A 14,463-nucleotide genomic window follows, 5' to 3' on the forward strand; every position below is an offset into this window, starting at 1 on the left:
GCCGGGGCGTTTTGCCCCGGCACGGTTTAGCCCAGCGCCTTCGCCAGCAGAGTGATCGGATGCTCGCAGCGCTTGCTGGTAGACATCTCTATCTGCCACTTGCAGGTTTCGCAGTCGGTGACCACGATATCTGCGCCGCTCTCTTCAATCTGGCGAAACAGCGGGGCGCCGATCGCCTGTGACGTTTCGTAGTTTTCTCGCTTAAAACCGTAAGTGCCCGCGATGCCGCAGCAGCGCGAGTCCAGCACCGTCAGCTCCAGCCCCGGAATGAGCCGCAACAGCTCAAGCGTATAGAGCGACCAGCCCATTTTCTCCATATGACACGGTGTGTGATACACCACTTTCAGCGGTAGTTCCCGCAGCGGCAGCGTCTGCCCGCTGTCCAGTTTGCGCCACAGGAAACGCGTCGCCAGCTCAATGTGCTCGCGCAGACCGGTGTTATCCACGTCCAGCAGGTGCGGATACTCATCACGCAGGGTGAAGGTACAGGTGGACGAGGTGGCCAGTACCGGAATTCCTTTATCAACGATGGCCTCGCGCAGGGACGTGACGTTGCTTTTGGCTTGTTTGCGCGCCTTATCGGTAAAACCGTTGGCAATCAACGGCACACCGCAGCACTTCTCTTTATTCAGGAGCTGCACGCCGGTCCCCATCGCGTTGAGTACCTTCAGCAGATCTTTTCCCAGTTGCGGGTGGTTGTAGTTGACATAGCAGCCGTGGAAGAACGCGACCTGATCGGTGTACTGCGCCTGTTCCGCTGCCACGGATGTATACCAGCGCCGGAAGGTACCGTGAGAGTATTTTGGCAGGCTGCGGTGGTGGTCTATCTTCAGCGTCGCATCCAGCAGTTTTCGCACCGGCTTGAGAGACGTTGCAGCATTCACCAGCGGGGCAAAAGGCGTGGAGACACTGCCCATCAGGTCGGTGTGACTCAGGATCGCATCGCGCAGGGACGGCTTTTGCGTGCTGTAACGCGCGCGGGCTCGCTGGATGATATCGCCGATCTTCACGTCCGACGGACAGGCCACTTCGCAACGTTTACAGTTGATGCAGTATTTCAGCGCCTCATCGTACAGCGCACCGTCTTTAAGACGCAGGCGCTCGCCGTCAGGCCCGGCTTGTTTCGGGCCCGGGTAGCGCGGATTCACACCGCTGACCGGGCAGACGGTGGTACAAACTGTGCATTTGATGCAGCTTTCAAACCGGGTATCGTTCATTGCTCAGCCTCCATGCGCTGGCCAATTTGCTCTGCCACATACAGCGCCGTGATGGCGCAGACCCCGCCGCCGCAACCCTGAGCGATGGGATCGTTTCCCCCCAGAAGAGAGCCAATGGCATAGAGATTACTGACTGGCTGACCAGAAAGTTGCGGGTGTAGCTGCTTATCGACAATTACGCCGAACTGCTGCCAGGGTTGCGGGGTGAAGAAATCACTCTGATACCAGTCTGCGCGGGAGGGCGTTTGCCGGACATCCAGCCCCATAATGGCCTCCTGGATGCCGTCCCGACGGCTCAGCAGCCCGTTGCTGAAGAAACTGCCGCTTGCCAGCACTGTATAACGCGCGCGAAGCGGAATATCAGCGTGATTACGCGTCCAGACTTCGCTCACCGAGCCATCCGTCAGGGTGATTTTTTTCACCTCGTCACCCGCCATCCACACGCCACCCTGAGCGATAAACCGCCGCTGAAGCTGGGTATGCAGGCGAATGCCGGGGACAGAAGGGGGAAGCGTCGGCAGCAGGCCAAGCGAGTAGGGCAGGCGATCCGAGAGCCAGCGCCAGAGCCGGTTGTCGCTTAAGCCAAAGCAGGCGGGCATAAACAGCGTGTCGCAACCTTCGGCAAGCGGCCGGAGCGCGGCATACAGCAGCGGCCATTTATCGTCGTTGTCGAGAAAACGGGCAATATTCACCGCGCGAAACTCGCTCGGGTTGTCGCGCAGGACGTCAAGCTCAGGAAGCTCTATCTCAGCCGTTTGTGCATTCACGCCCTGACGACAGAGCGATGCCGCAGCGAGGTGGGGCTGAAAATCAAGAAAACCGCTAATACCCACGACCAGGACCCGTCCTGCGTTAAAGGGGGCAACAGGCACCTCTTCCGGGCTGAGCCAGGCAGAGCGCAGGGTGCCGAGCGGGGTAACCCGATGATGATTTTTCCGGGCGTTACCCTGCAGCCGTGCGCCACACTCGGCCAGAAGGGTTTCGGCTTCATGGGCGAAGCGGTCGACGGTGTCTCTGCCCGTCAGGTTATAGGGATGCTCTGGCGGCAGGGCATCGCGATATGCCTCATCCAGCAGATCCAGCGAACCCGACGAGAAGTGCAGTGCGCTCTGGCCCCGGGTGATGATGGCGCAGCGCAGCCCCTGCTTCGTTAGCCTGATACCACAGAGCAGACCCGCCAGCCCACCACCGACAATCACGGTATCAAATTTCATCCTGTTGCTCCTTCTCAAGACCGCACAGCCCCTGGTAGACCCAGCGGGTAAACTCGCTTTCACGCAGGGCATCACCCCAGGCGACAGGCTGAATGCCTTTCCAGCGTTCGTTCAGGAAATCACTGAGTTGTGCCAGCGACTGGGTGGCAGTGGTGGTATGAAAACGTTGTAACAACCCGGCGGCACGGCAGGCGCACAGCTCACCCTGGCAGGTGCCCATGCCCACGCGGGTGCGCCGACGTAAATCAAGCAGGCTGTTGACGGTCAGATTCTCCACGGCGTATTGCACTTCACCCGCCGTGACGGCTTCACATTCACACACCAGGCTACGGCTCAGCCGTCCTTCCCCCAGCCAGAGCGGCGTGCGGTCTCCGTGGCGATAGATGGCGGAACCGCGCAGGGGGGCGGAAAGGGAGATGATTTTTTGCAGCGTTTTCTCGGTGGACTGACGCGAGCCGGGCAGAGGTTGTTCTGCGGTCACACATCGTTCGCTATTACCCAGCTTGCGGCAGACGGCATCGGTTGCCCATTCGGCCATCAGGCGGTAGGTCATCAGCTTGCCGCCGGTGATGGTGATAAACCCGTCCAGACCATCGCGCGCGGCGTGGTCGAGCAGCACGATGCCACGGCTGACGTTGCGCCCGCTCGGGTCGTTATCGCTCGCCACCAGAGGGCGCACGCCGGCATAGGCGCGAAGAATTCGGGTCTGCGCCATCACAGGGGCCAGCTTTTCCCCTTCGCGCAGCAGGATATCCACCTCGTCGGCGGTCACGCGGTTGTAATCAATCTCGCTATAGTCCACGTGGGTTGAGGTGGTGCCGATAAGCGAAATGGTATCGCCCGGCACCAGGATGTCGGCATCAGAAGGTTTGCGGCAGCGGTTGATCACGTGGTTGTTAATGCGGTGGTCGAGGATCAGCAGCGAGCCTTTTGCCGGGAACATGCGCACAGACAGCTCGGCGTACTCCGCGATGCGTTGCCCCCAGATCCCCGCCGCGTTGACCACCACGGCGGCGTACAGTTCGCCATGCTCCTTATACTGCGTATCAAAAACACGTACGCCGCAGACGCGGTTCCCTTCACGGATAAGCCCGGTCACTTCCTGCCCGGTCAGAACCTGTGCGCCGTGTTCACGGGCGTCCAGCATGTTCGCGGCGGTCAGGCGGAAAGGGTCAACCGTACCGTCCGGGGACCTTCACCGCACCGATAAGGGCCGGGTTGACAGACGGTTCCAGACGACGCGCGAGTTCGGGGTCGATAACGTCAGCCTCAATCCCTGCAGCGCGGCAGGCGGTCACAAAGGTTGGCTGAAATGAGAGATCGTCTTCGGGAAGCGTAATGAACAGACCGTTGGTCGGTTCAATGCAGTGGCGGGCAATGCGTCTGAGGATCTGGTTTTCAGCAATGCATTCCCGCGCGGATTCGGGGTCGGTCACCGCGTAACGGGCACCACTGTGCAGCAGGCCATGATTGCGCCCGGTTGCGCCCGTCGCAATGTCATGGCGCTCCAGAAGCGTGACGCTCAGCCCACGCAGGGCGCAGTCGCGTGCGATGCCGGCGCCGGTCGCGCCACCGCCAATGATAATCACATCGCTGTAGCGAGGATCGTGAATTGTCATTGTTATCCCTCTGTGTTCGTTTTTTACCATTTAGCCACATTAAAACTGTGGTTTGTTTGATTTCGAACATAAACGAACGAAATTCGAAAGTGAAACGTGATTACATGCGCTTTTTTGCGCACATTGTCATATTTCTGTAACAATTTGTGCGTTGATTCACAGTAACAATCACCGTGATTTCTTAACATCGCCGCCTCTCTGGAGTGTGGGGCAGTTAAACCCCTGTAAATTCAATACCTGGCCACGGAGGCTGTCATGCTCAGTATCTTCAAACCTGCGCCGCATCGGGCGCGTCTGCCAGAGGCAGAAATTGATCCGCTATACCGTCGTCTGCGTTGGCAAATCTTCCTGGGGATCTTCTTCGGGTACGCGGCGTACTACCTGGTACGTAAAAACTTTGCGCTCGCCATGCCGTATCTGGTGGAGCAGGGCTTTTCTCGTGGCGATCTGGGGTTCGCGCTGTCGGGGATCTCTATCGCCTACGGTTTTTCCAAATTCATCATGGGTTCAGTGTCCGATCGCTCGAATCCACGCGTGTTCCTGCCTGCGGGTCTGATCCTGGCGGCAGCGGTGATGCTGTTCATGGGCTTTGTGCCATGGGCAACCTCCAGCATCGCCGTGATGTTCGTGCTGCTGTTCCTCTGTGGCTGGTTCCAGGGAATGGGGTGGCCGCCTTGCGGGCGCACCATGGTGCACTGGTGGTCGCAGAAAGAGCGTGGCGGCATCGTGTCGGTGTGGAACTGCGCGCATAACGTCGGTGGCGGTATTCCACCTCTGCTGTTCCTGCTGGGGATGGCGTGGTTTAACGACTGGAAAGCCGCGCTTTATATGCCTGCCTTTGGTGCCATTCTGGTGGCGGTTATCGCTTTCGCCCTGATGCGTGACACGCCGCAGTCCTGTGGCCTGCCGCCGATTGAAGAGTACAAAAACGACTATCCGGATGATTACAGCGAGCAGCATGAAGAAGAGCTGACGGCCAAACAGATCTTCATGAAGTACGTCCTGCCCAACAAACTGCTGTGGTATATCGCGGTGGCCAACGTCTTCGTGTACCTGCTGCGTTACGGCATCCTCGACTGGTCACCTACCTATCTGAAAGAGGTGAAGCATTTCGCGCTGGATAAATCCTCCTGGGCTTACTTCCTCTATGAGTACGCCGGGATCCCGGGGACGCTGATTTGCGGCTGGATGTCGGACAAAGTGTTCCGGGGTAACCGTGGTGCGACGGGCGTCTTCTTTATGACGCTGGTGACCATTGCCACCGTGGTTTACTGGCTCAACCCGCCGGGTAACCCGTCAGTCGATATGGCCTGTATGATCGTTATCGGCTTCCTGATTTACGGCCCGGTTATGCTGATTGGTCTGCATGCCCTGGAGCTGGCGCCGAAGAAAGCGGCAGGTACGGCGGCCGGCTTTACCGGTCTGTTCGGTTACCTGGGCGGTTCGGTCGCGGCGAGCGCCATTGTGGGCTACACCGTTGACTTCTTCGGCTGGGACGGCGGCTTTATGGTGATGATTGGCGGTAGCGTGCTGGCGGTGCTGCTGTTGATTGTGGTGATGATTGGTGAAAAACGTCATCACGCCGAAATGCAGGCGCGTCGTCAATAAGGAGAAGAGAAGACTGATGAAATTAACTTACGTAGCAACGGGCCTGCTGCTGGCGGGCCTGATGACAGGCTCAGCGCTGGCTAACGAGAAAATGGTTATCGCCCATCGCGGCGCAAGCGGCTATCTGCCAGAGCACACGCTCCCGGCAAAAGCGATGGCCTATGCGCAGGGGGCTGATTATCTCGAGCAGGATCTGGTGATGACCCGTGACGACCAGCTGGTCGTCCTTCATGACCACTATCTTGACCGCGTGACGGACGTGGCTGAGCGTTTCCCGGCCCGCGCCCGCAAAGATGGTCGCTACTACGCCATTGACTTTGCGCTGGATGAGATTCGTTCGCTGAAGTTTACCGAGGGTTTCGAGGTTGAAAACGGCAAGAAGGTGCAGGTCTATCCGGGACGTTTCCCGATGGGTAAATCTGATTTTCGCATTCATACCTTCGAAGAAGAGATTGAGTTTGTTCAGGGACTGAACCACTCAACCGGGAAAAACATCGGCATCTACCCGGAGATAAAAGCGCCGTGGTTCCACCATCAGGAAGGGAAGGACATTGCCGCGAAGACGCTGGACGTGCTGAAAAAGTACGGCTACACCAGCAAGCGCGACAAAGTCTATCTGCAGTGTTTTGACGCCGCTGAGCTGAAGCGCATTAAAACCGAGCTGGCGCCAAAGAGAGGGATGGATCTCAATCTGGTACAGCTGATTGCCTACACCGACTGGAATGAAACTCAGGAGAAACAGCCCGACGGCACGTGGGTGAATTACAACTACGACTGGATGTTTAAGCCGGGCGCAATGAAACAGATCGCGCAGTACGCCGACGGTATCGGACCGGATTACCATATGCTGGTGGCGGAAGGCTCAACGCCGGGCCACATTAAGCTGACGGCAATGGTGAAAGAGGCGCACGCCAGTCATATGCAGGTTCATCCGTATACGGTGCGTGCGGACCAGCTACCGGCTTATGCGACGGACGTAAACCAGCTGTACGACGTGCTGTATAACCAGGCCGGGGTGGACGGGCTGTTCACCGATTTCCCCGATAAAGCCGTGCAGTTTTTGAAGTAAAAAAAAGGGCCGTAAGGCCCTTTTTTATTTCGCCCGGAGAGGCGGTTTACATCTCAATCTCTATATCGCCTTTTGCCCGGCAGCAGCAGGGCAAAATTTCACCTTCGTTGATGAAGGCCAGCGGTTCGGTCAGCCAGTCCACTTGTCCGGCGACTAAACGGCAGCGACATGAGCCGCAATAGCCTGAGCGGCATTGATACTCCACTTCAACCTGATGCGCCTCAAGCGCAATCAACAGGGAAGGGTGTTCTTCCCGGCACAGCACTTCGGTACCGGAAAGGCTAAGCGTTACGCGGCTCATCAGAGCTGGAAGTCGCTCAGGTCGTCGGTGTTAACTTCAGAGTCAATCTGCCCGACCAGATAAGAACTGACTTCCACTTCCTGTGGCGCAACCTGCACGTTATCGGATACCAGCCAGGTGTTGATCCACGGAATTGGGTTAGAGCGGGTTTTGAACGGCAGCTCAAGCCCGACCGCCTGCATACGGATGTTGGTGATGTACTCAACATACTGGCACAGGATGTCTTTGTTCAGGCCAATCATGGAGCCGTCGCGGAACAGGTAGTCTGCCCACTCTTTCTCCTGCTGAGCAGCCAGCACGAACAGGTCATAGCACTCCTGTTTGCACTCTTCGGCAATCTCAGCCATCTCCGGATCGTCTGTACCGCTGCGCAGCAGGTTCAGCATATGCTGGGTGCCGGTCAGGTGCAGGGCTTCGTCACGGGCGATCAGACGGATGATTTTGGCATTACCTTCCATCAGCTTGCGTTCCGCAAAAGCGAAGGAGCAGGCGAAGCTCACGTAGAAGCGGATGGCTTCCAGTGCGTTAACGCTCATCAGGCACAGGTAAAGCTGTTTCTTCAGCGCGCGCAGGCTCACGGTGACGGTTTTGCCGTTCACGGTGTGGGTGCCTTCGCCCAGCAGATGCCAGTAGCTGGTCATCTCGATCAGTTCGTCGTAGTAGTGCGCAATACCTTCAGCACGTTTCTGGATCTGCTCGTTAGTGACGATATCGTCAAACACCACCGCCGGATCGTTAACGATGTTGCGGATAATGTGGGTGTAAGAGCGGGAGTGGATGGTCTCAGAAAACGCCCAGGTTTCCACCCAGGTTTCCAGCTCCGGAATGGAGATCAGCGGCAGCAGCGCCACGTTCGGGCTACGGCCCTGAATGGAGTCCAGCAGCGTCTGGTACTTCAGGTTGCTGATGAAGATATGCTTTTCGTGCTCCGGCAACGCCTGGAAATCGATACGATCGCGAGAGACGTCAACTTCTTCCGGGCGCCAGAAGAAGGAGAGTTGCTTTTCAATCAGCTTTTCGAAGATGTCATATTTTTGCTGATCGTAGCGTGCCACGTTGACCGGTTGCCCGAAGAACATCGGCTCTTTGAGCTGGTCGTTTTTCGTCTGTGAAAAGGTGGTGTATGCCATGAATTGGAGTCCTGTCTTACGAAATAAAGGCGGGGATATCCCCGCCCTTCATTAGATCTTACATGCGCCGCTTTCGCAGCCATCGTCCTGAATTGACGGTGCCATGTCATCCTGAGCGTCTTCCGCACCATCACGGGTGTTGTGATAGTACAGGGTTTTCACACCAAATTTGTAGGCGGTGAGCAGGTCTTTCAACAGTTGCTGCATCGGTACCTTGCCAGACGGGAAGCGCGTCGGGTCGTAGTTGGTGTTAGCAGAAATCGACTGGTCGATAAACTTCTGCATGATCCCCACCAGCTGCAGGTAACCGTCGTTGTTTGGCATTTCCCACAGCAGCTCGTAGTTGTCTTTCAGCAGCTCGTAGTCAGGCACAACCTGACGCAGGATACCGTCTTTCGACGCTTTAATGCTGACGTGGCCGCGCGGTGGTTCAATACCGTTGGTGGCGTTAGAGATCTGCGAAGAGGTCTCAGACGGCATCAGGGCAGACAGCGTGGAGTTACGCAGGCCGTGAGTCTTGATGGATTCACGCAGCGCTTCCCAGTCCAGATGCAGCGGTTCGTTAGAAATCGCATCCAGGTCTTTCTTATAGGTATCGATCGGCAGAATGCCTTTCGCATAGGTGGTCTCGTTGAACCACGGGCACGCGCCTTGCTCTTTCGCCAGCTCGTTGGAGGCTTTCAGCAGGTAGTACTGAATCGCTTCGAACGTTTCGTGGGTCAGGTTGTTCGCGCTGCCGTCGGAGTAACGCTTACCGTGTTTCGCCAGCCAGTAGGCAAAGTTGATAACGCCGATACCGAGGGTACGACGGCCCATTGCTCCACGTTTTGCCGCCGGGATTGGGTAGTCCTGGTAATCCAGCAGGGCATCCAGCGCACGCACGGCCAGCACCGCCAGCTCTTCCAGCTCTTCCAGGCTCTTGATAGCGCCCAGGTTGAAAGCAGAGAGGGTGCAGAGCGCGATTTCGCCGTTTTCGTCGTTAACATCTTCCAGCGGTTTGGTCGGCAGGGCGATTTCCAGGCACAGGTTAGACTGGCGCACTGGCGCAACCACCGGGTCAAACGGGCTATGGGTGTTGCAGTGGTCAACGTTCTGAATGTAGATACGGCCGGTAGAGGCACGTTCCTGCATCATCAGGGAGAACAGGTCAACCGCCTTAACGCGCTGCTTACGGATGCTGTCGTCTTTTTCGTATTTGGTGTACAGACGCTCGAACTCATCCTGATCGGCGAAGAACGCGTCATACAGGCCCGGAACGTCGGACGGGCTGAACAGGGTGATGTCTTCACCTTTCAGCAGACGGGTGTACATCAGCTTGTTGATCTGTACGCCGTAGTCCATGTGACGAACGCGGTTGCCTTCAACGCCACGGTTGTTTTTCAGTACCAGCAGGCTTTCCACTTCCAGGTGCCACATTGGGTAGAACAGGGTGGCTGCACCACCGCGTACGCCGCCCTGAGAGCAGGATTTTACCGCGGTCTGGAAGTGTTTGTAGAACGGGATACAGCCGGTGTGGAACGCTTCACCGCCGCGAATCGGGCTACCCAGTGCACGGATGCGACCGGCGTTGATGCCGATACCGGCACGCTGGGAGACATATTTCACGATGGCGCTGGAGGTCGCGTTGATGGAATCCAGGCTGTCACCACACTCGATCAGGACGCATGAGCTGAACTGACGGGTTGGGGTACGCACGCCAGACATGATTGGCGTAGGCAGAGAAATCTTGAACGTGGAAACCGCATCGTAGAAACGCTTCACGTATTCCAGACGGGTGTCACGCGGGTAGTTAGAGAACAGGCAGGCGGCCACCAGAATATAGAGGAACTGGGCGCTTTCGTAGATCTCACCGGTCACACGGTTCTGAACCAGGTATTTGCCTTCGAGCTGCTTCACCGCCGCGTAAGAGAAGTTCATGTCGCGCCAGTGATCGATAAACCCGTTCATCTGCTCGAACTCTTCTTCCGTATAGTCTTCCAGCAGATGCGTGTCGTATTTGCCCAGCTCAACCATTTTCACCACGTGATCGTAAAGCTTTGGCGGCTCAAACTGGCCGTACGCTTTTTTACGCAGGTGGAAAATCGCCAGACGTGCAGCGAGGTACTGATAATCCGGGGCTTCACGTGAGATGAGATCCGCCGCAGCCTTGATGATGGTTTCGTGGATATCAGACGTCTTGATGCCATCGTAGAACTGAATGTGAGAGCGCAGTTCAACCTGGGAGATAGATACGTTATTCAGTCCTTCTGCTGCCCAGTCGAGAACACGATGGATTTTGTCCAGATTGATACGCTCGGTGGTACCGTCGCGCTTAGTCACCAGCAGACTCTGATTCATGTGGGTTTTACCTGTCCGTGAAATAAAAAATATCCCCCGCTTATCCACAGATCCGTCTTGTGACTAACTCTGTGGATAAATACTACATATAGGGGGTTTGCGATAAGAAAAACGCTATATGGTGAGTATTCTAGTATCGAATCTTTTCAGCACAAGGGTTGATTTTGACGTTAAATTGAGGTTGTCAAAGGGTAAAAAAGGCTAAGTCCTCGTACCGTAAGGCCTGGAAGAGATGTCAATAATTAAGAAAAAAAATTCAAAATTTGATCGAGTGCTGATTTCTTCAACGGGAGGTCAGAATTGCGCAACATGATGTCGCGCAATCTTTATAAGAATAATGGATGACGTCAGTCGTTTTTGGCGGTTGTATGCAACATATAGTTAACATCTACACCCGGTGCGAGTTTGAATTTATCGGTCAATGGATTGTAATGCAGACCGGTGATGTGCTGCTCCTTGAGCCACGTCTGATCAACCCAGCTCAGTAATTCAGCAGGCTTGATGAATTTCTTCACGTCGTGCGTGCCTTTTGGCACCATACGCAGCACATACTCCGCCCCGACGACCGCCATCAGCCAGGCTTTACCGTTTCGGTTGATCGTCGAGAAGAAGACCTGGCCGCCCGGTTTCACCAGTTTTGCACAGGCGTGAACCACGGACTGGGGGTCGGGAACGTGCTCCAGCATTTCCATACAGGTCACCACGTCGTACTGATGGGCATGCTTCGCCGCATGTTCTTCGACGGTTTCCTGCACATATTCCACCTGCACTCCGGATTCCAGCGCATGAAGACGGGCAACCTGCAGCGGTTCAAAGCCCATATCCAGACCGGTGACGGTGGCCCCTTCGCGCGCCATGCTTTCTGCCAGAATGCCGCCGCCGCAGCCGACGTCGAGCACTTTCTTACCGAACAGGCCGCCGGAACGCTCCGCGATATAGCCCAGACGCAGCGGGTTAATGCGGTGCAGAGGTTTAAACTCACCTTCGAGATCCCACCAGCGGGATGCCACCGCTTCGAATTTGGCAATCTCTTCATGGTCAACGTTGTGAGCCACCGGGGATTTTTCGGCATTCATGGGCGCTTTTACTCCTTATTTTGCAAGACTTCGGAGTATATCAGCCCGCGCGGTTGAATAAAGCTTATTGGTTTACCTCAATCACCGCGGCTGTGTTATAATTTGCGACCTTTGAATCCGGGATACAGTAGAGGGATAGCGGTTAGATGAGCGACCTTGCGAGAGAAATTACACCGGTTAACATCGAGGAAGAGCTGAAGAGCTCCTATCTGGACTATGCGATGTCGGTCATTGTTGGCCGTGCGCTGCCGGACGTCCGCGATGGCCTGAAGCCGGTACACCGTCGCGTACTATACGCCATGAACGTATTGGGCAATGACTGGAATAAAGCCTACAAAAAATCTGCCCGTGTCGTTGGTGACGTAATCGGTAAATACCATCCCCATGGTGATTCCGCGGTGTACGACACTATCGTCCGAATGGCGCAGCCATTCTCGCTGCGTTACATGCTGGTAGATGGTCAGGGTAACTTTGGTTCTATCGACGGCGACTCCGCCGCGGCAATGCGTTATACGGAAATCCGTCTGGCGAAAATTGCCCATGAGCTGATGGCTGACCTGGAAAAAGAGACGGTTGATTTCGTTGATAACTATGACGGCACGGAACGCATTCCGGACGTTATGCCAACGAAAATCCCTAACCTGCTGGTGAACGGTTCGTCCGGTATCGCCGTCGGTATGGCAACCAACATTCCACCGCATAACATCACGGAAGTGATCAACGGCTGCCTGGCCTATATTGAGGATGAAGACATCAGCATTGAAGGGCTGATGGAACACATCCCGGGTCCAGACTTCCCGACGGCGGCGATCATCAACGGTCGTCGTGGTATTGAAGAAGCGTACCGCACCGGACGTGGCAAGATTTATATCCGTGCCCGCGCCGAAGTGGAAGCGGACGCCAAAACCGGCCGTGAAACCATCATTGTTCACGAGATCCCGTATCAGGTGAACAAAGCGCGTCTGATTGAAAAAATCGCCGAGCTGGTAAAAGAAAAACGTGTTGAAGGCATCAGCGCGCTGCGTGACGAATCTGATAAAGACGGCATGCGCATCGTGATTGAAATCAAACGCGACGCGGTGGGCGAGGTTGTACTGAACAACCTGTATTCCCAGACTCAGCTCCAGGTCTCCTTCGGTATCAACATGGTTGCATTGCACCATGGTCAGCCGAAGATCATGAACCTGAAAGATATTCTGAGCGCGTTTGTGCGTCACCGCCGTGAAGTGGTGACTCGCCGTACTATTTTCGAACTGCGTAAAGCCCGCGATCGTGCGCATATCCTTGAAGCGCTGGCCGTTGCACTGGCAAACATCGACCCAATCATTGAGTTGATTCGCCGTGCACCAACCCCTGCGGAAGCGAAAGCGTCTCTGATTGCCCGTCCGTGGGATCTGGGCAACGTGGCCGCCATGCTGGAACGCGCTGGCGACGATGCTGCGCGTCCTGAGTGGCTGGAGCCTGAGTTCGGCGTGCGTGACGGTCAGTACTACCTGACTGAACAGCAGGCCCAGGCGATTCTGGATCTGCGTCTGCAGAAACTGACCGGCCTTGAGCACGAAAAACTGCTCGACGAATACAAAGAACTGCTGGAACAGATTGCCGAGCTGCTGCATATCCTGGGTAGCGCAGAGCGCCTGATGGAAGTGATCCGTGAAGAGCTGGAACTGGTCCGCGATCAGTTCGGCGATGAGCGTCGCACCGAAATCACGGCGAACAGCTCTGATATCAACATTGAAGATCTGATCAACCGCGAAGATGTGGTGGTCACCCTGTCTCATCAGGGCTATGTGAAGTATCAGCCGCTGACCGACTACGAAGCACAGCGTCGTGGCGGTAAAGGCAAATCGGCAGCACGTATTAAAGAAGAAGACTTTATTGACCGTCTGCTGGTGGCAAACACCCATGACACGATCCTCTGCTTCTCAAGCCGTGGTCGTCTGTACTGGATGAAGGTCTATCAGCTGCCAGAAGCGAGCCGTGGTGCACGTGGTCGTCCAATCGTGAACCTGCTGCCGCTGGAAGCGAACGAACGTATCACCGCGATTCTGCCGGTACGTGAGTACGAAGAAGGCGTGAACGTCTTTATGGCGACCGCCAGCGGTACCGTGAAGAAAACCGCGCTGACCGAATTCAGCCGTCCACGTTCTGCCGGTATCATCGCGGTGAACCTGAACGACGGTGACGAACTGATTGGCGTTGACCTCACCTCCGGTTCCGATGAAGTGATGCTGTTCTCCGCCGCCGGTAAAGTGGTGCGCTTCAAAGAGAACGCGGTTCGTGCAATGGGCCGTACTGCAACAGGTGTTCGTGGTATCAAACTGGCCGGTGAAGATACCGTCGTTTCCCTGATCGTTCCGCGCGGTGAAGGTGCTATCCTGACCGTCACGCAGAACGGCTACGGTAAACGTACTGCCGAAAGCGAATATCCGACCAAGTCTCGTGGCACGCAGGGCGTTATCTCTATCAAGGTTACCGAGCGCAACGGATCCGTTGTGGGCGCGGTACAGGTAGACGATGCCGACCAGATCATGATGATCACGGATGCCGGTACGCTGGTGCGTACACGCGTATCTGAGATCAGCGTGGTTGGCCGTAATACTCAGGGTGTGATCCTCATCCGTACCGCGGAAGATGAGAACGTCGTGGGTCTGCAGCGTGTAGCTGAGCCTGTGGATGACGAAGAACTCGACTCCATCGACGGTAGCGTCGCAGAAGGTGATGATGAAATCGCACCAGAAGCCGATACCGAAGATGATGCAGCGGATGACGCTGACGAGTAATGTCTCCTGATGCAAAAAGGGCCGGTTTCCGGCCCTTTTCTTTTGCACAAGCAGATAAGTGAACGTTGCGACAAGGCGCGTTTACCGCTACCTTAACCACATTCTTTTT

General features: G+C 56.0%; 9 protein-coding genes and 1 pseudogene. 3 read left to right on the forward strand and 7 right to left on the reverse strand.

The window, feature by feature from the left end:
• Positions 1-26: 26 nt before the first annotated feature.
• The 3 genes and pseudogenes from glpC to glpA form a co-directional block, all read right to left on the reverse strand.
• Positions 27-1,217, reverse strand: coding sequence for an anaerobic glycerol-3-phosphate dehydrogenase subunit GlpC (gene glpC, locus QE396_RS01365; RefSeq protein ID WP_020883157.1), 1,191 nt, complete (start codon positions 1,215-1,217; stop codon positions 27-29).
• Positions 1,214-2,431: a glycerol-3-phosphate dehydrogenase subunit GlpB gene (glpB, locus tag QE396_RS01370; protein WP_020883158.1), complete on the reverse strand. Its 1,218-nt coding sequence runs from the start codon at positions 2,429-2,431 to the stop codon at positions 1,214-1,216. Before glpB ends, glpC begins: the two co-directional genes overlap by 4 nt.
• Positions 2,421-4,050 (reverse strand): annotated as a pseudogene (gene glpA, locus QE396_RS01375) (anaerobic glycerol-3-phosphate dehydrogenase subunit A). The gene glpB and the pseudogene glpA overlap by 11 nt, the downstream one beginning before the upstream one ends.
• Before the next feature lie 255 nt (positions 4,051-4,305).
• On the opposite strand from glpA, the gene glpT reads away from it, so the two are divergent.
• The gene (gene glpT, locus QE396_RS01380; protein ID WP_020883160.1) at positions 4,306-5,658 is read left to right on the forward strand and encodes a glycerol-3-phosphate transporter; all 1,353 of its coding nucleotides are present in this window, start codon (positions 4,306-4,308) and stop codon (positions 5,656-5,658) included.
• A 16-nt stretch (positions 5,659-5,674) separates the two neighbouring features.
• A complete protein-coding gene (gene glpQ / locus QE396_RS01385; protein ID WP_020883161.1) occupies positions 5,675-6,727 on the forward strand; it encodes a glycerophosphodiester phosphodiesterase in 1,053 nt (350 codons plus the stop codon).
• Positions 6,728-6,773: 46 nt separating this feature from the next.
• On the opposite strand, the gene yfaE is transcribed toward glpQ, so the two are convergent.
• The 4 genes from yfaE to ubiG all read right to left on the reverse strand — a co-directional run bounded on the left by yfaE (position 6,774) and on the right by ubiG (position 11,571).
• Positions 6,774-7,028 carry a class I ribonucleotide reductase maintenance protein YfaE gene (yfaE, locus tag QE396_RS01390; protein WP_014170967.1) on the reverse strand — a complete coding sequence of 85 codons (255 nt, stop codon included), beginning with the start codon at positions 7,026-7,028 and terminating at the stop codon, positions 6,774-6,776.
• A complete protein-coding gene (gene nrdB / locus QE396_RS01395; RefSeq protein WP_014170966.1) occupies positions 7,028-8,158 on the reverse strand; it encodes a class Ia ribonucleoside-diphosphate reductase subunit beta in 1,131 nt (376 codons plus the stop codon). The genes yfaE and nrdB overlap by 1 nt, the downstream gene beginning before the upstream one ends.
• A gap of 51 nt (positions 8,159-8,209) precedes the next feature.
• On the reverse strand, positions 8,210-10,495 hold the full coding sequence (gene nrdA, locus QE396_RS01400) for a class 1a ribonucleoside-diphosphate reductase subunit alpha (RefSeq protein WP_020883162.1): 2,286 nt from the start codon (positions 10,493-10,495) through the stop codon (positions 8,210-8,212).
• A 347-nt stretch (positions 10,496-10,842) separates the two neighbouring features.
• Positions 10,843-11,571 (reverse strand): bifunctional 2-polyprenyl-6-hydroxyphenol methylase/3-demethylubiquinol 3-O-methyltransferase UbiG, encoded by a 729-nt coding sequence (gene ubiG / locus QE396_RS01405; RefSeq protein WP_014170964.1) that lies wholly within the window; start codon positions 11,569-11,571, stop codon positions 10,843-10,845.
• Between the two features lie 146 nt (positions 11,572-11,717).
• Here ubiG and gyrA point away from each other — a divergent pair, with 146 nt between their 5' ends.
• A complete protein-coding gene (gene gyrA, locus QE396_RS01410; protein ID WP_014170963.1) occupies positions 11,718-14,354 on the forward strand; it encodes a DNA topoisomerase (ATP-hydrolyzing) subunit A in 2,637 nt (878 codons plus the stop codon).
• Positions 14,355-14,463 lie beyond the last annotated feature (109 nt).

It is taken from the genome of Enterobacter sp. SORGH_AS_0287 (assembly GCF_031453695.1).
In the GTDB taxonomy this organism is placed as follows: Bacteria; Pseudomonadota; Gammaproteobacteria; order Enterobacterales; family Enterobacteriaceae; genus Enterobacter; species Enterobacter ludwigii.